We start from the raw sequence: 24,534 nt of genomic DNA, 5'->3' as shown, positions 1-24,534 counted from the left end.
TTCTAAGGAACAATTTAAATGATTTATAAAGAGTTTATTCCTAACAAATTATTGGCAGACTTCGTTAAGAATTATTGGTGGTTTGAGAATTCAACCAATCAGCAGCTTGATTTTACAATCTTGCCAGATGGCTGTTTTGATCTTATCATATCTTTTGACAGCTACCATCAGAAAGAAATTTCGTTAACAGGACTTTGGACCAAACAAGTCGAAGTTTCTATTGCACCCAATACGCAACTTTTTGGAGTGCGATTTAAATTATTGGCCGTTGATTATATTTTACAGCAAAATATTTCAAGTTTTTGCGACAGCGAAGAAATAAAAGAAAACAGCTTTTGGGGATTAGATAAAGCCTTATTTATAGATTTAGATGCAGAAACAAAAAAGTTGGATAAAATTATGCTCTCCATTTTGGATAGCCAAAAGAGCATTGACAGCAGAAAACAAAAGCTTTTCAGCTTATTGTATCAGACAAATGGCGAATTGGCAATCGAACAATATTCGCAGCAGGTTTTTTGGGCAAACCGACAAATTAACCGCTATTTCAAGCAAAGATTTGGGATTCCCTTAAAAACGTACTGCAAAATTTTAAAACTTTTCGCTTCTTTCAAGCATATCAAGAAAGGACAGCTTTTTCCTGAGCATAATTATTTTGACCAGTCGCATTTTATAAAAGATATAAAAAAACATACAGGAAATATCCCAACCGAATTGTTTGAAAACAAAAACGACCGATTTTTACAATTGGCAACAATGAAAGAAAAGTAGTTTTGCTTCATAACTAAATTTAAAAAGCAAAATGAAATTCGATAACATCAGACTTTTAGTAAATGATTTTGACAAATGCTTCAATTTTTACAGCGGCATTCTTGGTTTAGAATGCACTTGGGGCAAACTTGGCGATAATTTCGCCAGTTTTAATATTGGAAACCTTTCAGGGCTTGCTTTGTTTAAAGCAGAATTAATGAGTGTCGCCATTGGCAGCACAGAAGCAAAGAAAAATGAAATTTTACAAGACAAAATTGCAATAATTTTGAAAGTAGACAGTGTTGATGAGAGTTACAGCATGCTGCAGAGTAAAGGACTGAACTTTTTAGCCGAACCAAAAGACATGGCAGCTTGGGGAATTAGAGTCGCACATTTTAGAGACCCAGAAAATAATTTAATTGAATTGTTCTCTGACTTGTCAAACAAAGATGGGCTGTAATATGACTAAAGGCCGGTTAGGCAATGCCAAAAAAATCTTCCAAGCAGTATTGTAATGCTACAGTAGGATTAGCTCAAATCTAACCGCTAAGCTTATTGTCTGATTATTGCACAATTGAAATCATGATGCTAATGCAATAATTATATAAAATCTTCAGCAAATTGGCTAGTTATTGGAATGCTTCCTGTACAGCAAAAAAGCTTCAAAGAAATCTGGAGCATTTTTGTTTTGCATCACATCAAAAAGCTAGAGACTTTTATCACGTTTACAATTTCTAAGACAAAAAAAATTCGCAAAGTCAGAGACATTGCGAATTTTTTCAAAAAGAATACCTCGGATATCGAAGTCCTGTGTTTTATTAGATGATTTTAGAAGAATATTCTACAAACATTTAATTGTACCTCCATCGACCCTAATTGTAGCTCCACTAATATAATTAGCATAAGTGCTGCAAAGATATGCAACTGCCCCGGCAATTTCCTCAGGTTCTCCAAACCTTCCTGTATCATTTGGAATTAGCTGCTGAACAGCCTTAGATTTTATCTCCTCTAAATCGGTTCCCCAGTTAAACTTAGGTGCAGCATTCACAAGCCAATCTTCAACCATAGGATTTATGATTGCCCCAGGAGAAACTACATTTGAAGTTATCCCAGTTTCTTGCAGTGTTCTAGCAAGTGAGATTGAAAGATTATGTCTTGCAGCAAGTGTTGCATTATAATGAGGCTGCTCTTTAATAGGCTGTATGCCGAGACCTCCGCCTATATGAATAACGCGTCCCCAACCTAGTGTTTTCATTTGTGGCACTATACGCTGAATCATTCTTACATATGAAACTACATTATTGTTATAAATTTCAGTCCAATCAATTGCCGTTGCTTCGCCCCAGGATTTATGTGATGTAGCACCTGCATTATTAATTAAAATATCAATCTGGCCATTTTTAAGCGCAGCAGAAGCAGCCTCATCTGCTCCGTTATCTGTACTGAGATCACCTAAAGCTATTTCTGCCATCCCTCCATTGTTAATAATTTCCTGGCACACAGCTTTGGCACGATCTTCATTTCTGCCATGAACTATAACGGTCGCACCTTCATTTGCCAGCATTTTAACTATTGATTCTCCCAATCCCGAACTCGAACCCGTTACAAGCGCTCTTTTTCCTTTTAATTTTAAATCCATTTTTTCTATTATTAGCTATTCTTATTTTTTTGTAAAGGCGATATGCCAAATTCTTTTTTATACGCATAAGAGAAATGAGACATATTAACAAAACCTATTTCTAAATAAATGTCACTTGGGCGCCGCTTACAATTTTCTATCAAATATTTTGCTTCATTAAGCCTTTTTTTAGTAAGCCATCTGCTTGGAGTAATCCTAAACAATCTAGCAAAATCTCTTTTGAAACCCGATAGACTGCGTCCTGTGAGAAAAGCAAATTTTTCCAATGGAACATTATACCTATAATGGCCATTCATAAACCCCTCCAAATCCAGTTTTCCAGGATCGCTAAATTCAAATAGCATTTCCTTAATTTCTGGATCAATATCTGCAAGTATCAAAATCAGCTCCTTAATTTTAATTCGTAAAATTTCTACATCAGTATCTCTTCTTTGAGCATATTCATTAAACGCGGCAACAGATTTTGTCAACATACTATTAGCCTTGATAGCCTTAACACCCTCACCGTGAAACCTCTCTGACTTGAAACCGATTTCTTTCGAAATCTCCATAAGGGTATTTTGGTCAAAATGAACAGCTATAGATTTGAATCCATCAGATTCAGTATGTTTAATAGATTTTGTTAATTGATTTCTTCTAAAGAATCGGTAATCACCAGCGGTAAAAGTATATTTCTTGCATCCTATCCATACATCATGCCTGCCGCTTATGATATAACTAAAGATGTGATCGGGCACAAAGGCTTCGCCTTCAACATTATCTCCAAAATAAAGATTTTGTATTAGCTTAGGTTCTGAAAGAGTTTGAACTTTTTTTGATTCCATTTTCTTCGCATTTTTATCTGATACAAATTTCTCAAATATATCAATCCATAAGTTTGTTCAAACGTCCAAACTTATCTTTTGCCACTAAAAAACTATTGCGGAAAATCCTCAATAAATAATAAGATATTTGAATAACTCTCCTCTACTAAGTAAAAGCTTCAGAGAAATATGCTTTTTCTTTGCTTTCTTTTTTTCGTTTTGTACCTATTTTGTTTACTTTTAGTTGTTCATGATTAAAAAAATATTAATGGCATGAGAATAGTAATTCTAGGGGCTCACTTGGTAGGTAAAACCACATTAGCAGAAAAACTGCATGAATCTCTTCCTGATTATGAGTTTTATCCAGAACCGTATTTTGAATTACAGGAAATGGGCTTTGTTTTTTCTGAAATGCCTACTGCAGATGATTATATGATGCAGTTGGAGTATTCTTTAAAGCAAATCGTGAGAAGTGATAGAAATGCTATTTTTGACCGTTGTCCGATTGATCTGTTAGGATATGCTTTAGCAGTTGATGATACATTAAATTTTTCATCAATATTTAATAAAATTCAAAATGCAATTAAAGAAATTGACGTTTTTGTATTTGTTCCCATTGAAGAACCCGATCGAATTTCATGCTCAGATTCCAATTTGCCTGAATTGAGAAATAATGTAAATGATATTATTGGTGAATTAATCGATGATTTTGAAATAGAAGTTATTAAAGTCAAAGGAAGTTTATCTGAAAGATTAAATCAAATTCAAAATAAGATACAGCAAAAATTTTAAAATAAATTCAATAAAATAGGCTGTATACGATTCTAAAATCACGTTAAGATCCTGCTCAAATAGATTGTTCTTTCTAATAATTTTGTAGTAAATTGCTTCTTCATTTTTAATTCTAATAACAAATAAAAATTTTTACTACACCCCATGAATGAAGAAATAAATTTATACCGAAACGCCAAGAAAACCAGAAACTTACTTTTATACGCTAGCGCAATCAGTATTTTATTAGCAATTGCACTTTTATACGGAATAGGAACTTTTGATGGAGTATTTAAAATAAAACTATCTATTATTTCAGGCGCTATTCTTTTAATGATGCTTGTTTTAACATTTAAAGTTCTTGCAAGTATAAAAGATAAATCTCCATTAATTCATATAGATGCAAACGGTTTTTATGGAAGAACAACCCCAGTAGCTAAAGCTTTTGGAAGAATAGAGTGGCAAGATGTTACCGATGTGCAATTGCAAAAAGTTGGCGGAGATACTTTGGTTGCTGTTACAATTAACAATATAGATAAATATGACGGCCGTGTTTCTAAGTTTCTTTGGAAATTGGCTTATGATGAACAAAGTTCTAGATTGAATATTATGTACTCAGCTTCAGAAATTGATATTGATGCAAATAGGTTATATGACTTGTTTGTCGGTAACTGGAAAAAATAGAAAAAGAGCCACTCATTTTAGTGGCTCTTTATATTTATGCTTTAGATAAAAAAATTACTTTCTTCCAGCTACCCAAAAAATAGAATTTCGAAGTAGAGTAGTGTAAGCTTCGTTTTCAAATAATTCTGGCGCATGTCCCATAAAAATGTAAATATTTCTTGATTTGAAATGATCATTTGTCCAAACTACAGGATGATCTCCCATTTTTATTTTTGAATCTGGTTCGTATGTAGATTCATCAACAGAAGCGAGAACATGAACATTCGACCTCGGACTTTTATCATAAATATACCATTCTTCTTTTTTGATCAAGAAATCAGATGGAATTCCTTTAGTTACGGGATGAGATTTATCTTCAATATTTACTTTCGCACTTGCAAAATCTGGAATGTAGTTGACAAACTGAATTCCGCCCATAAAATCAGAAAACCATTTCCACATTGGATATCCGTCAAATTCTCCTAACAAAGTTGCATGATGTAAACCAACCCATCCACCTTTTCCATTGTTCATGTATTTCTGAAACGCCTGCATCGATTCTTCACTCCAAGTGTAAGGAGGATAATCTAGCTGAATAAAAACTTGATATTGTTTTAAAAATGCTTCGTTAATAGCTTTTGTATTTTCGATATAATCGATTGTAAAACTGCTGTCGATTGCCAATTTGTTCAGCCAAGGTTTTGCAGCTTTTGTAAAATCAAGATGATGCCCACCGTTTTCATATAAAACCAATGCTTTAAAATGTGATTTTTTTTGTTTTTGAGCTAGACAATTCGGCTGAATAAAACAGCTTAAAATAAGTAGAATATATAATGTTGAATTTTTCATGAAAACGATTTGTTTGAAGTGACCAAAATTATGGTTTAACCATTGCCGTTATAGCTTGTAAAAACCACGCAGAATGTGGGATCCATTGTTCAGTCCAGCGCCACTCGTTTCCTTTGTCTTCTGTTTTAAAGTCAATTCCAGAACCATCTCCATTTCCGTCTTTTCCTGTAATTCCGTTAGAAATTCCGCCTTTTTCAGAACCATGTCCATAATTAGAATGCATATACGGAACATTATTTTCTCCAAATTTATATAAAAAGCACATCGAATACGGATTGCATCCTAAAATCCAAGATAATTGCTGTGAAGCATACAAATCAAGTGATTTTTTTATTTTGCTATTTTTTTGAAGTGAAATACTTTTTCCGCCTTCAATTGCTGCTGTTGCCAAAGAAGCTAATCTAGCGTTTTCGCCTTGCCACCACCAGCCAGTTTCATTTTCGTGCGGAATAAAAAAGCCATCCTGAATTTTATCTTTAAATAAAAAACTTTGCCTTGCATAACCAAACGGATTAGGGACATTATTTGTAACAGATAAATTATACACCAAAGCCTTTTTGATGACATTTTTAGCGGAAGCTATTTCTTTACTGTCCGTTTCTTTCTTTAAATATCTTGTTAATGCTACAATAGGCAAGCCAGCATCTGCAGCATGCCAAAACGGACGATTTCCTTCGTTGCTTCTAAACCAGCCTTTATCCGTCATTCGGTTTTCAAGTTTATGAGCCCATTTTCTGGCTTCTTCTTTATAAAAATTATCATTGGTCGCAATCCATAATTCTGTCGATGCCATCAAAGCACAATAATCATCAATGATGTTTTCTTTTCCGTCATCATCATATTTTGTGTTATTGATTAAAAGATGGGCATAAGCTCGTTTTGCACCGTCTAGATATTCTTTTGAAGTAAAATCTCCGTTCTTATTCCACTGAGAAATTCTTGCCAATGAAGCTATTGCAATTCCAGCGCCTTCGCGAAAAGCACTCTGATATTCATCTGTGGTAACACTATTGGCATGAAGTCCAACAATTCTTCTTGCGGCTGGATTTTTATCGAAATAACTGAAAACAATCATATAAAAATAATCTTCATCAGAAAGACAACGCATCATATAATCGGCTCCCCAGATGGCTTCGTTATCTAAAGAATCTTTTATTTTCCATTGTGTAAGCTGTTTCGGAATCGCTTCAGAGGTATTTATAAGCGACCAAGTTACTAAAGGTGTTTGCTGTGGAGAGACAAAATTGGCGTAAGCTAAATGTGAAAAATATTTGCTGACATCCCCAGAAGCATCACACCATCCTCCGTGCACGTCAACTTTTTTAGTGCTTCCAAACAATAACATATTTTTGTCAGCTTGAAGTTCTTCTGGTGTATTAGCTCTTTGTTTGTTGTAATAATGCACAATTGAAGAAATAGTTCTTTTTGCTAATATATTTTCTTCAATTGAAAAGCGGGCAGAAGTATAATTTTGATCTTCAATTTTTATACTGATTTTATAATTTCCTGGTTTTTGAAAAGAGGAAAAGTCTGCTTTATAATACAATTTCCCCAATTTCCAGTCCTCAACACTTTCTGCGTTTCCTATTTTAGAAGTAAAAACTGTTTTACCAGATTCGGAATCTATAATAGCGAAAGTTGCACTTGAAAGTTTGCCTTCATATCCAATAATAGCAATTTTTGGACTTTTTGGGTCAAAACCAACTTGGTTCACATAAATAATAGGGGAGCTATAAGCCGTAACAGAAAGAAATAAAACTATTAAGGCATATTTTAATTGTTTTCTGAATTTTAACATGGTTTTAGTTTTTTAGCTAGTAGAAAGCAAATTACAAAAAAGTAAAAATTTACTTTAGCTAAATGTCATTGACCTAAAATTCTAGAATTATAAGAATTATAATGAAACTAGTTTTTATAGGAGTTTATGCTAAAACGGAGAAATTGATGATGTGTATTTGATGTGATTTTTATAAAATACAAAACTTTTAGTTATTCATTATTTTTTCAAGCTGACCAAAACATCGGGAATGAATTTCAGCACCCTCTTTATATTGTTCAAGAGTCATTCCGTATAAATATGGTGTGTTTTGTAAATCAGTTTGGTTTGAAGATGTAATTTCGAATTGATTGTTAATTGAATCTAATTGTTGTTCGGTGTTTTTATTGATATTCCGGTTTGTCATAAAATTAAGTTTTTGGCTAAAGAATTTTGATAAGATTTGCGTTTAAGAAATAAGAAGTTTAATCTTTTCAATAGCTTTTTTATTTTCGTATGCAACTTCAACTAATGCAAGTAAAATATCATTTCTAAAAATGGTTTTATTTCTAACGTTTCTGATTAGAGCTTTACTTGGAGAGGGCTGGCCTTTTTTGGTTATACAGTTAATAGTAAGATCAACATAGGTTGAAGGTAAATGCTTATCAATAAACTCATAAGCTTTTTTATTGTGAGAATTATCTTCTTTAAAATTGCTATTATTGATTAATTTTGACATATATTTGCTAATTATAATTTAATGTTTTCATATTTTATGTAAATGTAGGAATAATATTATATTTACCATTCTTTTTTATGTTAAAAATATATTGTCGCTATATTTTGTATTAAAATTTATTAATGATGTATAACGAGAAGTTGAGCAAATTCTTTAAGGCTAAAGGATTAAAGCAAAAGGAAGTTGGGGCGATTTTAGGATTTAGTCCCGCGATGATTGGAAGATATTTACATGGTACAGCTAATATAGGTTCTGAATTTATTATTAGTTTAAGTAAAAATTTTCCGGATGTAGATTTGAATTATCTTTTTGCTCCAGAAATTGAGCAAAATATGGTTAATGAAGCTGGTGCAGTTTACGAAAAAGAGAATATTTTGAATGATTTAGAAGAAATTGAAGATCGAATTCATAATATTCGGCTACGGCTAGCGGAGAAAAAATTTGAGGAATAGATTAAAATTTTCCAAAAAATATCTAACAATTATAACTTGTAACCGTATTTATTAAACCACTCTTATTAGAGTGGTTTTTTTTGTTTAAGATGTTTATTTTTTAATTGTATGTAAGCTAATTATTTAAGTTTTTTTTTGCTAAATTTGGTTAAACAATTTCTAGCAATAACCATATGGAAAAATTAAAACGACCGGTTTATGTTAAACCTGGAACCGATGATTTTTTTAAAAAGATGCGTTTAGAAGTGGAAGAAACGGTCTTAAAAAACTCGTCGTTGTATGTATTAAATGTTGTGAAGTCTTTAGGGCTTCTGGCAATTTTCTTTTTATTCTACGCCTGTATCTTAATTTTTGGTAACCAGACTCCTTTACTTTTTCTTTTTTACATTTTGTCTGGTATTACTATGATCGTTTTGTTTATAAATGCTTTTCATGATGCTGCACATGGAGCTTTATTTAAAAAGCCAAAGCACAATGAATGGTTTTTATATGTTTTAGAACTCTTTGGAAGTAATCATTGGCTCTGGATGCGACGCCATATAAGTTTGCATCATGCTTATCCAAACGTACCAGATTGGGATATAGATATCAAACAGAGCGATATTATTCGAATATTTCCAAGCAGTCCGCTGTTTAATTACCATAAGTACCAGCACATTTATATGTGGTTTATTTATCCTTTGTATAGTCTTAACTGGCTTTATATTAGAGATTTTAAAGACTTTTTTGGTACAAAGGATAATTACGTAAAGAAAGTTGTCGACAAGATTCCGAGACAAGAAGTTTACAGACTTTTTGTAGCCAAGATTATTAATCTTATTTATTTGCTTTTTATACCTATGATGCTTTTAAATCAGCCTTGGTATACTGTTCTTTTTGCTTGGCTGTCTATGCATTTATGTGGCAGTGCAATTGGAGTCGTTGCATTGGTTTCAACCCATGTTGACGAAGATGCTCATTTCCCCAATACTGACGAAGAGGGAAATCTTTCTGATACTTGGGTAATGCATCAAATGATTGTAACTAAGGATTTTAGTACAGAAAGCAAACTGGCTAATTTCTTATACGGAGGATTTACACATCACGTAGCGCATCATCTTTTTCCTGCTGTTGGACATACGTATTATCCTTATATTACACCAATAATAAGACGTTATGCTGAGGAATATAATTTGCCTTATACTGCATATCCTTTTTATCATGCTGTTCGTTCTCATTTTAGAATGTTGAAAAACAAAGGTGTAAAAGAAAATATTTTAATGACAGGCGAGATATAGCTATTGAAAGTTATTTTTATAGAATAAAAAAGCGGTTTTTAAAACCGCTTTTTTTGTGACCATATTTTATTCTTTTATTTCAGCATTTTGCTTTTTAATGTTCAAGTCTTTTAAGAAATTATCTTTGATCTCAATATCAAAATTATCTTCTTTAAAAACCGTCAGTTTTGACTCGGCAAATTTGTAAACATTAATTTTATTGCTTTTAACATCAATATAAAGATCGTAGGAATAAGAATTGCAATCGTGTTGCTTACAGCCCCAAGCATGCAGAACATTTTCTTGTTTTTCAAAAGGAGTTTCTGTATTCCAGTCTTTTACCATTTGATCGTAATCAGTTCCCAATAATTTTTTTAATCTTGGTGCTAAACTGCTCTTAGATAAAAACTGAGTTCCAATAACACTTTTATCGACCAAATTATATAAAGAATCTGTTGGATTTAAAACAGTGCTATCTGTTTTTAAAGCTTCTGTTTTTATGGAAGTTGAATCAGTGGTCGGTACACTTTTTATGATTTCTTTTTTGCATGAAAAAAAGATTAAACTACCCAAAATAACTAGAGAAATGTTTTTGGCTCTGTAATTCATAATAACTGATTTTTTAGAATTAATAATTTAATTTACAAAGTCGTAATGATCTAATATTCATAAAGATATTAAATTAATATATGTTTTGAAAGTAAATTAAGACGTAATTGTAAACTCAATAAAGTAAATTTGAGCTCTTAAGAAAAAAGTTAAAGAAGCAGTTTTCAGTTTTTTTGTTTAACTTCAATTTTTAAAATTATCAGGCAATGAATCACTTTTCAAGATTTTTAATCGTTTTTCTTTTTGGTTTTACCTCTTTGCAGGCTCAAAACGAAGCTTATACAAGTACTGCAGAAACTGAAATTTCAGATACTACATTTGTTAAGCTTAGAGATTATAGCAACGATTTTATATATGATATGAAATATGCAACCGAAGATAATTTCTTAAAAGCAAAAGTGTATGATTGTGCCGAGTGCATGCTTCGTTTAAAGACCGTAAAAGCTTTAATTGCCGCAAATAATGATTTTTTGAAGAAAGGCTATAGAATCAAAATTTTCGATTGTTACAGGCCTTTGGATATTCAGAAAAAAATGTGGGAGATTGTATCGAATCCAGAATATGTTGCAGATCCAAAAAAAGGCTCCATTCATAATAGAGGAGGAGCCGTTGATATTTCTTTAGTGGATATAACCGGTAGAGAAGTCGATATGGGAACTTCTTTTGATTTTTTTGGAAGTATGGCCAGTCATAATTTTAAACAGCTTTCAAAAGAGATTCTTTCAAAAAGGGCTTATCTGAAAAAAACAATGATTAAAAATGGCTTTAATTCATTTGATTCTGAATGGTGGCATTATAATTTAAAAACAGGTCTAAAAGATAAAGTTTCCAATCAGAAATGGAAATGTGATTGATTACTCAACACATCTAATATTCTCCATAAAATAAGTGTTTGGGTGCGTTACCTTTCCTGTTAACTCAGAAGTAAGTTCTCTTTTTACGATATAATCTTCTGTATTAGTTAGATATTTTACACGCATAAGTGAAATAGGCGATTTTTTCAGTTCTTCATAATTGTCTTTCATGAACATAAAAATTCCTGTATTAACGCGATTGTCAAAACCTTTTTCATCACGAATTAATGTTCCGCAAGTTTCTTGATCGATATGCATTAAGGTTACAATTTTTCCATTTTCTAATTGTAAAAAAATCTTTGAATTTTTATCAAAACAATTAGCTTTGATAAAATCTTTACTTTTCTGGATTGCTTGCATATTTAAAGTAGGCAATCCGTCAGTTTGAGCTAGTGAAAAGAAGATATAATTAAAGTTTCCTCCAAAATATTTTTCACTCATTAAGTACTCATTTGTAACTTTGTAAGTACCGATAGAATCGGTTACGTTTGCACTGTACTCACAAGGTTTTTGTGCAAAAGCGGTAAATGTTAATAGAAAAATGGTTAAAGTAAATAGTTGCTTCATTGTGTTAGATTATTTTGGTGCAAATTAAAACTATTTTGTTATCTTTTACATCAGTTGTAAAAAAACAGTACAAATTTCCGCCATTTTTTATTTTCCATTTTTTTCTAATGTTCTCTACAGTCTCTGGAAAATTGCGAGTTGTAATGTTAGCCTGCTTATTTGCAAGCTCATTTTTCATTTCGTTTTTGTTGTATGGAATGATTTTTTGGATCTCAAATTTTCTTCCAGGAAAGTCAATTAAATCTTCTGAAGTATATAAATGCGAATGCTTATGTAATTTGTCAATCTGAAAAGCGGTGCTTACTTCGTCAAAACCGCCTGATTTCATAATGGCAGAATTTGGTTCGTAAAGATATTTCAGCGGTAATCCGTAAGAAGGGAAAGATGTTTCACTGCCCAAAACAAATTCAAAAGTTTCTGTTTTTTCTTTTAAAATGTTGACCGTTTTTAATGTTATTTCATCCGAATAATTTTTATGAATTTCGAAAAGCAATTCTTTCACTTCGTTTTCAAGCGCTATGATATGAATGTTTTTTACATTTTTTAGTTCTGATAATCCTGCAGAAATATCTAATAACGGAGCCGTTTTAATTAATACAGAATCTGATTTTTCGAAATAATAATTAAGAAGTTCAGGAACATTTGGCAAACAGTCTTTCAGCATAAAAACTTTGCCTTTACTGTCATTTCTTCTTGATGGATCAATATAAATCCAATCAAATTTATGATTTGTTTTTTCTAATAAATGAATAGAATCTCCAGCATAAAAAGTGCAATTTTCAACTTTTAATTGTTTGAAATTGTGTGTTACAATTGCTGATAATTCTTCATTTATTTCGCAATGCGTTATCGATTTAAATTTCTTCGAAAAATAATAATCATCAACACCAAAACCTCCAGTTAAATCAATAAAAGATTCGCCAGAAATTAAAGAAGCTTTATATGCCGCAGTTTTTTCTGAAGAAGTTTGTTCAACCGATATTTTACTTGGATAAATAATATTTTCCGCTGTAAACCAAGTCGGGAGTTTTTCTTTGGCTTTTGATCGCGCTTCAATTTGATTTAAAATTAAAATCCAGTCTGTTTCTGGAAACGGATTTTTTTGCAACGCCAATTTTGTTACATCTGCACCAGTATTTTGAATTATAAATTCCTGTATATCATGATGCAAAATAGAAGTATTCAAAGCTAAATTCTTTCGGTTAATACGGAGACAATTTTATTATTAGGGAAAAATTCTTTTAAGATTACTTTAATCATTGTAAAAACAGGAATGGCTATAATCATACCAACAATTCCAAACGTAATACCACTTATTAATATAACCAAGAATATTTCTAATGGGTGCGAATTTACACTTTTTGATGAAATTATTGGCTGGCTAACATTATTGTCAATGGCCTGAACCACTAAAAAACCAATAATTACATAAATTGTTGTAGGAAGAATTTCTGACTGAAAATCTTTTCCGATCATACTTATCATGGTTAATAACCCAGCCAAAGTTGTTCCGATAATTGGGCCCAAATACGGTATTATATTAAGAATGGCACATAAGAAGGCGATTACAAAAGCATTTTTATTTCCAAAGATCAATAAGACAATTAAGTAAAGAATAAAAACAACAATCAATTGCAATAATAAACCAATAAAATAGCGAGTCAGCAAATGGTTTATCTTAGTAATAGAATTTAAAATTTTATCCTCATTCGAATCTGGTAATATTCTTCTTGCCTGATCTTTAAAGATATCTTGATCTTTAATAAAAAAGAAAGTAATAAAAAACACAGAAACCAATCCCATTCCCATATTGGCCATAAAATTGATTATCGAATTGATGAATCCTGTAAAATAACTGAAATCTAAAACAGAAGTAAGTTTAGAATCTTTTATCACTTTATTTAAATCAATATGCTGAATATTAAAGTATTCTTCAAGGTGTCTTTCTGCCTCTATAAAATTTGTTTGAAGATGTGCAGTATCTAGTAATGCTAAATTATTGGCTTGAGAAATAATTAAAGGAACAAACAAAAGAATGAACCCCACAATTAGAAATATAAAAAAGATGATGGTGGTGGTAGCCGCCATTGAATTGCTGAATTTTAATTTATTCTTTAAAAATAAAACTAACGGATTCGCAATTAAACATAGTATTAAAGAAATGCACAGATAAACAATAACAGTTTGTATTTCATAGAGAAAATATAAAACGATACCAATGATTAAGATTGTTGCTAAAGCCCTTAAAATTCCGTTCGAAATAGTTTTTGATGTAATCATGTTTAAATATTAGACTATAAATATAGGAAAAAGCATTTTAAAATTTAGGATGAAACAAAAAAAGCGAGATGAAAACATCTCGCTTTGTCTATCATTTTTGATTCAACTATTGTGCAAAAGAAGCTCTTGCTCCTCCAGTTGTAAAAATAGCTGATATTCTGCTTTTTTGCCCTGTAGAGAACATATACATCGCTGCATCATCAACATAATCCATGTAGTTCATTGTCATCTCTACTGGTGTACCTGAACAAGTACTGTAGTGAGGGTAAGCAGGAACTCCGTAGTTTGCTGTGTTGTGAGTAGGAGTATCTGCAACAAGATCGCTTCCGCAAGTTGCATCTCCCCAAATGTGACGTAAATTCATCCAGTGTCCAACTTCGTGAGTTGCCGTTCTTCCTAAGTTGAATGGAGCATTTGCAGTTCCAGACAATCCGAAGTAACGTGAGTCGATAACAACTCCATCAGTTGAAGAAGCACCTCCAGGAAATTGCGCATAACCTAAAATTCCGCCTCCAATGTTGCAAGACCAAATGTTTAATTTAGTTGTTGGAGAAGTAGGAGCGATTCCGCCTTGAGCAGTTTTTTTCATCGCGTCATTTGTTCCCCAAGAAGTTTTAGTTGTAGATTTTCTAATAATCTGATCTAAAACAAATGTAATTCCGATGTTTGCTTTAACTCCTGAGAATAATGCTGGTACATTATTATAGTCAGAGTTTAAAGCATTAAAATCTTTGTTTAAAACATCGATTTGTGATTGAATTTGCGCATCCGAAATGTTTTGCGCTGTTGTTCTGTACAATACGTTCACTACTACAGGGATTTCGATTTTGCCATTAACCAAACGTCCTGTAAAATTTGAACCAGCATGTTTTGCTGTGAATGCTTCGATTTCATTCATTTTAATTGCCAATGTTGGATCAGCTTTTAATTGCGCCTCAAGAACTTCTTGTGTTGCACATCCTCTTCGAGAAGCAACAGTTGCATCTGCATTAGCAGATTCAGATTGTTCATTTTGGCAAGCAAATAACACTAATGCCGTAAATGCGGTAATAATAACTTTTTTCATAATAATTTGGGTTTTTGTTATAAAAATGTTGATTAGTTAAACATTGCAGCAATTTTATAACAAAAAATTATTGTAGAAAAATATTACAAAGATTATTTTGTCAGAAATTTTACAAACCCTTACAAACACTGATTCCTACAAAAAATACATGAAAAATATTAATAAGTTTTTTCTTTCTTTATTATTTTTTTAATGTATTTTGTCGTGATTATCTGTATTTTAACGATAATTTAAACAAATCAAATTGATGTGAAATCGAAAATTATCTTCTTAAAAAGATTTTTTTATAACGAAGTAATCTCATAAAGTGCAATACTAGCAGCTTGCACCACATTCATACTGCTGTTTTTGCCAAACATATTGATATGTACGATTTGGTGAGAAAGTTTCAAAAGTTCTTCAGAAATTCCATTAATCTCACTTCCAATTAAAAGCGCGATTTTTTTATTTTCTGGAATGGAAACTTCTTTTAAAGGTTTGCTATTAGAAGCGATTTCTAGAGCGATAATTTCAAAATCATTATCCAAAAGAAAAGATTGAAGTTGAGTAAAATCTTCAATAATAGAATGTGCTACATGAAGATGTGTGCTTCGTGAAGTTTTATTTATTTTACGAGGTGTAAGCGGAATATCTTTTCCGAAAAAGATAATATTTTCGACTCCGAAAGCTTCAGAAATTCTAAATAAAGAACCAATATTCTGCTGAAAGTAAATATGATCGCATACTAAAGTAATGGGAAATGTTTTTCTTTCAAATTGATTTTCTTCGTGAGTCAGCTGCATTTTTTGTTAGTGAAAAGTGATTAGTAATTAGTGATTAGTAATTAGTAAATAGTGTTGAGAGTGACGTTGTTTTTTCTTAATTGATAATTACTAGTTACTAATGACTTGTGACTAGTCACTAATTAGTAAATATATAATTGATGATGTTGGCGCCCATTTTCAAGGCTTTGTCTCTTACGTTTGCAGGATCATTATGAACTTCGGGATCTTCCCAGCCGTCTCCTAAATCACATTCGTAAGTATAAAGCAAAACCAGTTTATTGTCTATAAAAATACCAAAAGCTTGAGGACGAGTTCCGTCGTGTTCGTGAATTTTCGGTAATCCGTTTGGGAAAGGAAATGGTTTCTGAAAAATGGGATGATTTGCAGGAAGCTCAACTAGATTATTATTTGGAAATATCTTTTTGATTTCTTTTCTAATAAATTGATCCATTCCGTAGTTGTCATCAATGTGAAGAAAACCGCCAGCAGTTAAATAATTTCTCAAATTTGTCACATCTGCATCACTAAAAACGACATTTCCGTGACCCGTCATGTGTACAAAAGGATATGAAAACAAATCGGGATTACTTGGTTCTACGGTCGAAGGTTTGTTTTTAATTCGAGTGTAAATATTGGCATTGCAAAAATTAATCAAATTCGGTAAAGAAGTTGGGTTTGCGTACCAGTCACCACCTCCGCTGTATTTAAGCAAAGCAATTTCTTGTGAAAAAGAAGAAATGGAAATTAGTAATAATAGATAGAATATTTTTTTCATGTAATTTTAATGCTCTGATATTTTTAAAAGCCTTCTTTTGTCATCCTGAGGAACGAAGGATCACACTAGAAATTCCTCACCTTTTGTCGCCAATCTTTGTCTAATCGCATGGGATCTTTTGTTCCTCAGGATGACAAACTTAACGACTAATTTATTCATTAAAAAACACAACACTATGACAAGCCACAACCGCAGCTGTTTCTGTTCTTAAACGTGTATTTCCTAAAGTTACAGGCTTGTAATTGTTTTCTAATGCCAAAGCAATTTCCTTTTCAGAAAAATCACCTTCGGGTCCAATTAAGATTGTAACGTCTTCGTTTGGTTTTAAAACCTCTTTTAATGATTTTTTATCGGTTTCTTCGCAATGTGCAATTAGCTGTAAACCATTTTGCTTTTGTTTAATGAATTCTTTAAGCGAAATAGCATCATTTAATTTCGGAAGAAACGTTTCGTTGCATTGTTTCATTGCCGAAAGAATGATTTTTTCGAAACGATCTCGATTAATTACTTTTCGCTCAGAACGATCGCAGAAAATAGGTGTAATTTCTTGGATACCAATTTCGGTAGCTTTTTCTAGAAACCATTCAAAACGATCATTCATTTTAGTTGGCGCAACAGCCAAATGCAGGCGAAATTTAGGTTTTTCTGCATTTGTTATCGAAAGCACTTCAACGGTACATTTATTATCTGAAGCAAGAGTTATCTGAGTTTCAAACAATAATCCAAAACCATTGGTGACTTGCAAAATATCTGAATCTTTCTTTCGAAGAACTTTTATAATATGACGGCTTTCTTCTTTATCAAAAGAAAAACTTTCGGTTGTTTCGTCTATATTCGGATTAAAAAATAACTGCATGATTTAAAATTCAATTCTTGCTTTAGAAACCACAGCTGAAGTTTCAAAACGATTAGATAAGTATTTTTGATAACCTACAATTCCAATCATTGCAGCATTGTCTGTTGTGTATTCAAATTTCGGAATGAAGGTTTTCCAGCCGTATTTGCTTTCTGTTTCTTTCAGTGTATTTCTGATTCCTGAATTGGCTGAAACTCCGCCGCCAATTGCGATTTGCGTAATTCCAGTTTCTTTTACGGCCAGTTTAATTTTATCCATCAAAATTTCGATAATCGTATGCTGAATAGAAGCGCAAATATCATTTAGGTTTTCTTCAATAAAATTTGGATTTGCCTGTTTGTTTTTTTGGATGAAATATAAAATAGCAGTTTTCAATCCAGAGAAACTAAAATCTAATCCTGGAACTTTTGGTTTGGTAAAAGGAAATGCTTTCGGATTTCCTTCTTTTGCATATTTATCAATTAATGGTCCGCCTGGATAAGGAAGTCCAAGAATTTTGGCGCTTTTGTCAAATGCTTCACCTACAGCATCATCAGTAGTTTCTCCGATAATTTCCATATCAAAAAAACTATTCACTTTTACGATTTGAGTATGTCCGCCACTTATTGTTAAAGCTAAAAAAGGGAATTCTGGTTTGTCGTAGCCTTCTTCATCAATAAAATGAGCCAATATGTGAGCATGCATGTGATTTACAGCGATTAACGGAACATTTAAGGCTAATGATAATGATTTACTGAAAGAAGTTCCTACCAATAAAGAGCCCATTAAGCCTGGACCTTGCGTAAATGCGATTGCGCTTAACTGTTCTTTTTGTACATTTGCTTTACGAAGTGCAGCATCTATCACAGGGACAATATTCTGCTGATGCGCTCGGGAAGCCAATTCAGGAACAACACCTCCGTATTGATTGTGAATTAATTGATTGGCTACAACATTTGACAATACTTTGTCGTTATGTAAAACCGCGGCAGCAGTATCATCGCATGAACTTTCGATGGCTAGAATAAAAACCTCTGGATTTTGCATATAAAGGCACAAATTTTGAATTATATTTGACAAATCAAATTATTAAATTTCTTTGATTTAAGCAGTGCCCCAAAATTAAAGAATTTTTATCAAAAACAGTCGCTCTTTGTCTGTTCAAAATAAATTAAAAGAAAAACTAAAATTAAAGAAGCTATCAAAAAAGTAAAGAAAATAATATCACGAACCCTAATTGGGTTGATTTTACTTTTGTTAGCATTGGCTATCATACTATCTCTTCCTGTCGTTCAGACACAGATTGCCAATTATGTTACTAATTCTTTGAACGAAGATTATAAGGTTAATATTAACGTTGAAAAAACGGCAATCAATATTTTTGGTGGAGTAAAATTGAAGAACGTAACGATTTTAGATCATCATAAAAAAATGATGATTTATTCGGATATTATTACTACTGATATTGCAAGTTTCAGCAGATTGTTAGACGGAGATTTGATTTTTGGAGATTTGCGTCTTACGGGTTTGATTTTCAATCTAAAAACCTATAAAGGTGAAAATGAAAATAACATCAATAAGTTTATTAAAGCTTTTGAAGTTGAAAATACGCCTAAGAAAAAATCTACTAAACACTTTTTACTGACGGCTAAAAATGCTTATATCGAAAAAGGAAGATTTTCTGTTGTTGATGAAAATAAAACTACTCCAAAATTTCTTGATTTCACGAAATTAAACGCTTATATCAGTGAGTTTAAATTGTATGGGCCAGATGTAAATACAAATATTCATAGGTTTTCGTTTATGGATCACCGAGGATTATATGTTTCTAATTTTGCAGGGAAATTCAGTTATACCAAAAAACAGATCAAAGTTGAAAATCTGGCTATTAAAACCAAAAGATCATCAATTTATGGTGTAGCAATTTTAAATTATAAACCGTCAGACTTTCTTGATTTTACAGATAAAGTTCGATTTGACGTTTTGATAGATTCTTCTTCTATTGCAACAAACGATATTCGCCATTTTTATGATGGTTTAGGTAAAAATCAGCATTTTAAACTGAAAACCAAATTAGACGGACCGTTGAATAACATGACGCTTACAAGATTGAGATTAAGCGATACAAATGGATCAAAGATTAACGGAACAATCAATTTTAGAAATCTTTTGGGAAGCAAAACTCAGAAGTTTTCTATGGATGGAAAGTTTGATAAACTGCTTTCTAGTTATGATGATTTAGTGATTTTACTTCCAGAAGTTTTGGGTAAAAGACTTCCGAAAGAAATGAAGAGAATCGGGAAGTTTAATATTGTTGGAAAAGCAAAAGTTTCTACAACAGACTTAGAAACCGATTTTAAGATGGCAACTGATCTTGGAAATGGACAAGTCGATCTTCATATGAATAATATGGATTTTATCGATAAAGCTTCTTATTCAGGAAATATCATTTTAAACAATTTTGATGTAGGCGCTGCTTTAAACAGAAAAGATATTGGCAAAACGACTTTAAATCTTGATGTTGACGGAGTTGGTTTTACCGAAAAATATTTAAATACTGTTATTAAAGGAGATATTGCGAAATTGGATTACAATAAATATACCTATAATAATATAGTAGTAAACGGAAATTTTAAGCTTCCTTATTATAAAGGACAAATTGCGATTAATGATCCAAACTTAAATTTAAGTTTTGATGGATTGTTGGATTTAAGCAAAAGAGAGAATCGTTATGATTTTCATATCAATGTTGAAAATTCAGATTTGCGAAAACTTAAATTCGTAAGCGATTCTATTTCTAATTTTAAAGGAGATGTTGTTGTTCAGTTAACTGGAAATTCTATTGAAAACCTTCAGGGAAATATCTTTATAAAAGATGCAGAATATCAAAACCCGAAATCGACTTATGTTTTTGATCAAGTAACTTTAAATTCAAGTTTTGACGCAGATCGTTTGAGAACGATTACAATTAGTTCAAATGATGTTGTAGACGGAAAAATTGTTGGAAAGTTTAGATTTGATCAATTAGATAAATTGGTGATGAATTCCGTTGGTAGTTTGTACACCAATTACAAGCCTTATAAAGTTAGAAAAGGACAATTTTTGCGTTTCAATTTCCGAGTTTATGATAAAGTGGTCGAAATGCTTTATCCTGAAATAAAAATTGATTCTTCTACAGTAGTAAGAGGAAAAATTGATTCGGATTTAGAGGAATTTAAATTCCGTTTCAGATCGAAACAGATTACAGCAGACAAAAATACGTTTGATAACATCCGAATTAATATTGATAATAAAAACCCGCTTTATAATGCGTATGTCGAATTAGACAGTATTAAAACACCTTATTATAAGATTCGCGATTTTAATTTAATTAATGTTACGGCAAAAGATACTCTGTTTGTTCGTTCAGAGTTTAAAGGAGGAAATGCAGGAGAAGATTATTTCAATCTGGATTTGTATCATACAATAGACAAGAATAAAAATAATATTGTCGGAATCAAGAAATCCGAAATGAAATTTAAAGATTACATCTGGTACTTAAATGAAAAAAGTGATGATGATAATCAAATCTTAATTGATCAATATTTTAAGAATTTCACGTTTGATAATATCGTTTTATCGCATGAAAATCAGAAAATGGATTTAAATGGAGTTATTAAAGGAACGGATTATAAAGATCTGGTGCTGAATTTTGAAGATGTTGATATCAATAAAATTACGCCTTTAAATTCCAAATTTGTCTTTAATGGTAATTTGAATGGAAACGTTAATTATAAACAGAATAAAAATGTTTATCAGCCTACGGCAGCCATAAAAATTGATCATCTTGTTTTGAACAAAACAGAATTAGGAACGCTTAATTTTGATATTTCTGGAGATGAAAGTTTTAGAAAATTCACGGTTAATTCATCGATTCAAAATGGTTTTACAGAATCGTTTAGAGCAAACGGAACTTTTGCGGTAGAGAATAAAGAAACAATTATGGATATGAATCTGAAATTGGAAGGGTTCAATCTAGCAACTTTAGGAACTATTGGCGGAGATGTTTTGTCTAATGTTCGGGGTTCTGTTTCTGGAAACGCTGCTGTTATCGGGAATTTGAAAAAGCCAGAAATTAACGGACGTTTGTATGTAGAAAAAGCAGGGATGACAATTCCGTATCTAAATACAGATTATGAATTAAGTGATCGAACGGTAATTGATTTGACCAATGAAAAGTTCTTGTTTAGAAATAATCAGTTAACAGACACTAAATACGGAACAAAAGGTTTGCTGAATGGTACAATTGAACATAATAATTTTGGTGATTGGAAATTAGATTTAAATATAACCTCTAAAAGGTTAGTCGCTCTTGATACAAAAGACAGCGAGGATGCTGCCTATTTTGGTACAGCATTTATAAATGGTTCTGCTAGTATAAAAGGCCCTGTTGAAAGTTTATTTATTAAGGTAGATGCTAAGTCTGAAAAAGGTACAGAAGTTAAGATACCTATTAATAATGTGCAAAGTGTTGGAGAAAGCAGTTGGATTCATTTTGTGACGCCAAAAGAAAAGTTCAATCTTGCTAACGGAATTGTTGAAAAAACAAGGGATTATAATGGACTTGAGCTGGAATTTGATTTTGATATTACACCAGATGCCGAAGTAGAAGTTATTCTGGATCGAAATTCGGGTCATGGTATGAAAGGGAAAGGGTATGGATCGCTTTTATTTAAAATCAATACTTTAGGTAAATTTAATATGTGGGGAGATTTCCAGGCATACGAAGGAACGTATAATTTTAAATACGGCGGACTTATCGATAAAAAGTTTGCTGTTAAAAAGGGAGGTTCTATTATTTGGGAAGGAAATCCAATGCGTGCTCAGTTAAATTTAGAAGCTGTTTATAAAACCCAAGCCAATCCGGCGGTTCTTTTAGATAATACTTCTTCATTCAATAAAAAAGTTCCTGTAGAAGTTGTTATCGGATTGAGAGGAGATTTAGCAAGTCCAGAACCAAATTTTGATATTCAGTTCCCGTCGGTAAGTAATGTTTTAAAATCGGAGATACAATATAAATTAGACGATAAAGATATCCGTCAGACACAAGCGCTATATTTATTATCAACTGGCTCTTTCATGAGTACGGACGGATTTAGCCAAGGAGATTTTTCTGGAACACTAACAGAAACTGCTTCAAGTTTGCTGGGAGGAATTATCAAGTCGGATAATGATAAAGTAAATATAGACTTAAATTATATTGCCGCAGATAGAAGAACAGGGCAGGAGGTTGATGGTCAGTTTGTGGCCAATATATCTTCGCAGGTAAATGAAAGAATTACAATCAATGGTAAATTGGGAGTTCCTGTTGGTGGAGTAAACGAATCGGCAATTGTTGGAGATATCGAGGTCTTATATAGAGTAAATGAAGATGGTACAATGAACCTTCGCTTGTTTAATAAAGAAAACGATATTAATTATGTAGGACAAGGAATTGGATATACTCAAGGAGTTGGTATTTCGTATGAAGTAGATTTTGATACTTTCAGCGAATTAGTAAATAAGCTCTTTAAAGACCATAAAATCGAAAAAGCGGTAAAAGGTTCTTCTTCTGATGAATTACAAGATTCTTACTTAAATCCTGATTATGTGAATTTCACGAGCAAAAAAGATTCGGAGAAAAACAAAAAGAAGGCAAAAGAAGAGGAAGAGAAAAAGAAAAAAGAAGAAGAAAAGAAGAAAAAGCAGCAACATCAAGAGCCAACGAATAATCAGGGATTAATTCCAGATAGCGATTATTAACACTTTGTTAAAAAAAGACATTTATAAAACCATTATTCTTATAATGGTTTTTTTTGTGCTAAATTTAGGCCCTCTAATAAAATTTTCCAAGTGAGCGGAAAATTCCGATTTTTATAACACTTCATCAGGGTATTGTTAATTTTGACGATTTAATTAAAAAAATAGCGTTTTATTATTTTTAATGAAATTTTTTCCTAGAAAAAACTTATTAACGAAAACGTTTGAATTTAACATATTTTATTAATTTATAATAATCATAACCTGAAAAGTGCTGAATGTTTGCTAATTTTACACTTTAATACTTAAATAATGCCAAAAACAATAAAAAAAGTAGGTGTTCTTACCTCAGGAGGAGATTCACCTGGAATGAATGCAGCAATACGATCGGTTGTTCGAACTTGCGCATATCATAATATAGAATGCATCGGAATTTATAGAGGGTATCAGGGAATGATTGAAGGAGACTTCAAAGAAATGGGGCCTCGTAGCGTAAATAATATTGTAAACAAAGGTGGAACGATCTTAAAATCAGCTCGTTCAGTTGAGTTTAGAACCCCTGAAGGTAGAAAAAAGGCACACGAAAACCTTGTTAAGGCTGGTGTTGATGCTTTGGTTGTTATTGGAGGTGATGGAAGTTTTACTGGAGGATTAATTTTTAATTCAGAATTTGATTTTCCTGTAATGGGAATTCCAGGTACAATTGATAATGATATTTATGGTACAAGTTTTACTTTAGGGTATGATACTGCTTTAAATACTGTTGTAGACTGTATAGATAAAATTAGAGATACAGCAAGTTCACATAACCGTCTTTTCTTTGTAGAGGTTATGGGTAGAGATGCTGGTCACATTGCTCTTAACGCTGGTATTGGTGCCGGAGCAGAAGAAATTCTTATTCCTGAAGAAGATCTAGGTTTAGATCGTTTATTAGATTCACTTCAAAAAAGTAAAGCTTCAGGAAAATCATCAAGTATTGTTGTAATTGCTGAAGGAGATAAAATTGGTAAAAACGTATTCGAATTAAAAGATTATGTTGAAGCTAATTTACCTGAATACGATGTGCGTGTTTCGGTATTAGGACACATGCAGCGTGGAGGTTCTCCATCTTGCTTTGATCGTGTTTTGGCAAGCCGTTTAGGAGTAAAAGCTGTAGAATCTTTGTTAGAAGGAAAATCAAACTATATGGTAGGTCTTCGTGAAGATAAGGTGATTTTAACTCCACTTGAACAAGCAATCAAAGGTAAATCAGAAATTGATAGAGAGTTATTAAGAGTGTCAGACATTATGTCGACATAATCAATATAAAAAGTTTAAAAAAGAAGAGAAGT

At 32.0% G+C, this 24,534-nt stretch carries 24 protein-coding genes; 9 read left to right on the top strand and 15 right to left on the bottom strand.

Annotation, left to right across the window (positions count from 1 at the left end; translation table 11 throughout):
- Positions 1-18 precede the first annotated feature (18 nt).
- Positions 19-768 (top strand): DUF6597 domain-containing transcriptional factor, encoded by a 750-nt coding sequence (locus tag DM444_RS07785; RefSeq protein WP_111285312.1) that lies wholly within the window; start codon positions 19-21, stop codon positions 766-768.
- 31 nt (positions 769-799) lie between these two features.
- A complete protein-coding gene (locus DM444_RS07780) occupies positions 800-1,207 on the top strand; it encodes a VOC family protein (RefSeq protein ID WP_111285310.1) in 408 nt (135 codons plus the stop codon).
- Between the two features lie 381 nt (positions 1,208-1,588).
- On the opposite strand, the gene DM444_RS07770 is transcribed toward DM444_RS07780, so the two are convergent.
- Positions 1,589-2,386 (bottom strand): SDR family NAD(P)-dependent oxidoreductase, encoded by a 798-nt coding sequence (locus DM444_RS07770; protein WP_111285307.1) that lies wholly within the window; start codon positions 2,384-2,386, stop codon positions 1,589-1,591.
- Positions 2,387-2,397: 11 nt separating this feature from the next.
- On the bottom strand, positions 2,398-3,210 hold the full coding sequence (locus DM444_RS07765; protein ID WP_111285306.1) for a helix-turn-helix domain-containing protein: 813 nt from the start codon (positions 3,208-3,210) through the stop codon (positions 2,398-2,400).
- 252 nt (positions 3,211-3,462) lie between these two features.
- On the opposite strand from DM444_RS07765, the gene DM444_RS07760 reads away from it, so the two are divergent.
- Both DM444_RS07760 and DM444_RS07755 read left to right on the top strand, forming a co-directional pair.
- Positions 3,463-3,981 carry an ATP/GTP-binding protein gene (locus DM444_RS07760; protein ID WP_111285304.1) on the top strand — a complete coding sequence of 173 codons (519 nt, stop codon included), beginning with the start codon at positions 3,463-3,465 and terminating at the stop codon, positions 3,979-3,981.
- Between the two features lie 144 nt (positions 3,982-4,125).
- A complete protein-coding gene (locus DM444_RS07755; RefSeq protein ID WP_111285302.1) occupies positions 4,126-4,644 on the top strand; it encodes an STM3941 family protein in 519 nt (172 codons plus the stop codon).
- 54 nt (positions 4,645-4,698) lie between these two features.
- On the opposite strand, the gene DM444_RS07750 is transcribed toward DM444_RS07755, so the two are convergent.
- From DM444_RS07750 to DM444_RS07735, 4 genes are all read right to left on the bottom strand, one after another.
- Positions 4,699-5,472: a ThuA domain-containing protein gene (locus DM444_RS07750; RefSeq protein ID WP_111285300.1), complete on the bottom strand. Its 774-nt coding sequence runs from the start codon at positions 5,470-5,472 to the stop codon at positions 4,699-4,701.
- A 28-nt stretch (positions 5,473-5,500) separates the two neighbouring features.
- The gene (locus DM444_RS07745) at positions 5,501-7,270 is read right to left on the bottom strand and encodes a glycoside hydrolase family 9 protein (protein ID WP_111285298.1); all 1,770 of its coding nucleotides are present in this window, start codon (positions 7,268-7,270) and stop codon (positions 5,501-5,503) included.
- A gap of 187 nt (positions 7,271-7,457) precedes the next feature.
- Positions 7,458-7,655, bottom strand: a complete 198-nt coding sequence (locus DM444_RS07740) for a hypothetical protein (RefSeq protein WP_111285296.1) — start codon at positions 7,653-7,655, stop codon at positions 7,458-7,460.
- 42 nt (positions 7,656-7,697) lie between these two features.
- Positions 7,698-7,967 carry a hypothetical protein gene (locus DM444_RS07735; protein WP_111285294.1) on the bottom strand — a complete coding sequence of 90 codons (270 nt, stop codon included), beginning with the start codon at positions 7,965-7,967 and terminating at the stop codon, positions 7,698-7,700.
- A 122-nt stretch (positions 7,968-8,089) separates the two neighbouring features.
- Here DM444_RS07735 and DM444_RS07730 point away from each other — a divergent pair, with 122 nt between their 5' ends.
- The gene (locus tag DM444_RS07730) at positions 8,090-8,419 is read left to right on the top strand and encodes a helix-turn-helix domain-containing protein (RefSeq protein ID WP_111285292.1); all 330 of its coding nucleotides are present in this window, start codon (positions 8,090-8,092) and stop codon (positions 8,417-8,419) included.
- A 173-nt stretch (positions 8,420-8,592) separates the two neighbouring features.
- Entirely contained in the window at positions 8,593-9,696 is a 1,104-nt protein-coding gene (locus DM444_RS07725; protein WP_111285290.1) for a fatty acid desaturase family protein, read from the top strand.
- Positions 9,697-9,762: 66 nt separating this feature from the next.
- Here DM444_RS07725 and DM444_RS07720 read toward each other — a convergent pair whose 3' ends face one another.
- Positions 9,763-10,284, bottom strand: a complete 522-nt coding sequence (locus DM444_RS07720; RefSeq protein ID WP_111285288.1) for a hypothetical protein — start codon at positions 10,282-10,284, stop codon at positions 9,763-9,765.
- A 206-nt stretch (positions 10,285-10,490) separates the two neighbouring features.
- On the opposite strand from DM444_RS07720, the gene DM444_RS07715 reads away from it, so the two are divergent.
- Entirely contained in the window at positions 10,491-11,138 is a 648-nt protein-coding gene (locus DM444_RS07715; RefSeq protein WP_111285286.1) for a M15 family metallopeptidase, read from the top strand.
- Here DM444_RS07715 and DM444_RS07710 read toward each other — a convergent pair whose 3' ends face one another.
- From DM444_RS07710 to tsaD, 8 genes are all read right to left on the bottom strand, one after another.
- Entirely contained in the window at positions 11,139-11,705 is a 567-nt protein-coding gene (locus DM444_RS07710) for a hypothetical protein (protein ID WP_111285284.1), read from the bottom strand.
- A gap of 4 nt (positions 11,706-11,709) precedes the next feature.
- The gene (locus tag DM444_RS07705; RefSeq protein ID WP_111285282.1) at positions 11,710-12,891 is read right to left on the bottom strand and encodes a THUMP-like domain-containing protein; all 1,182 of its coding nucleotides are present in this window, start codon (positions 12,889-12,891) and stop codon (positions 11,710-11,712) included.
- 2 nt (positions 12,892-12,893) lie between these two features.
- Entirely contained in the window at positions 12,894-13,985 is a 1,092-nt protein-coding gene (locus DM444_RS07700; protein ID WP_111285280.1) for an AI-2E family transporter, read from the bottom strand.
- A gap of 106 nt (positions 13,986-14,091) precedes the next feature.
- The gene (locus tag DM444_RS07695; protein ID WP_111285278.1) at positions 14,092-15,051 is read right to left on the bottom strand and encodes a zinc metalloprotease; all 960 of its coding nucleotides are present in this window, start codon (positions 15,049-15,051) and stop codon (positions 14,092-14,094) included.
- A gap of 284 nt (positions 15,052-15,335) precedes the next feature.
- A complete protein-coding gene (locus DM444_RS07690) occupies positions 15,336-15,833 on the bottom strand; it encodes a TrmH family RNA methyltransferase (RefSeq protein ID WP_111285276.1) in 498 nt (165 codons plus the stop codon).
- Between the two features lie 118 nt (positions 15,834-15,951).
- Complete coding sequence (locus DM444_RS07685; protein ID WP_111285274.1) at positions 15,952-16,590, bottom strand: DUF4159 domain-containing protein; 639 nt, start codon at positions 16,588-16,590, stop codon at positions 15,952-15,954.
- A gap of 151 nt (positions 16,591-16,741) precedes the next feature.
- Positions 16,742-17,446, bottom strand: coding sequence for a 16S rRNA (uracil(1498)-N(3))-methyltransferase (locus DM444_RS07680; RefSeq protein WP_111285272.1), 705 nt, complete (start codon positions 17,444-17,446; stop codon positions 16,742-16,744).
- Between the two features lie 3 nt (positions 17,447-17,449).
- Positions 17,450-18,472, bottom strand: coding sequence for a tRNA (adenosine(37)-N6)-threonylcarbamoyltransferase complex transferase subunit TsaD (gene tsaD, locus DM444_RS07675; protein WP_111285270.1), 1,023 nt, complete (start codon positions 18,470-18,472; stop codon positions 17,450-17,452).
- A 207-nt stretch (positions 18,473-18,679) separates the two neighbouring features.
- On the opposite strand from tsaD, the gene DM444_RS07670 reads away from it, so the two are divergent.
- Together DM444_RS07670 and pfkA are read left to right on the top strand one after the other, a co-directional pair.
- Complete coding sequence (locus DM444_RS07670; protein ID WP_239455624.1) at positions 18,680-23,206, top strand: translocation/assembly module TamB domain-containing protein; 4,527 nt, start codon at positions 18,680-18,682, stop codon at positions 23,204-23,206.
- Positions 23,207-23,515: 309 nt separating this feature from the next.
- Positions 23,516-24,502 (top strand): 6-phosphofructokinase, encoded by a 987-nt coding sequence (pfkA, locus tag DM444_RS07665; RefSeq protein ID WP_111285266.1) that lies wholly within the window; start codon positions 23,516-23,518, stop codon positions 24,500-24,502.
- Positions 24,503-24,534: the final 32 nt, after the last annotated feature.

This window comes from Flavobacterium ginsenosidimutans (assembly GCF_003254625.1).
GTDB classification, from domain to species: Bacteria; Bacteroidota; Bacteroidia; order Flavobacteriales; family Flavobacteriaceae; genus Flavobacterium; species Flavobacterium ginsenosidimutans.
The sequence above is the reverse complement of the archived record's forward strand: the minus strand, read 5'-3'. Positions and strand labels throughout refer to the sequence as shown.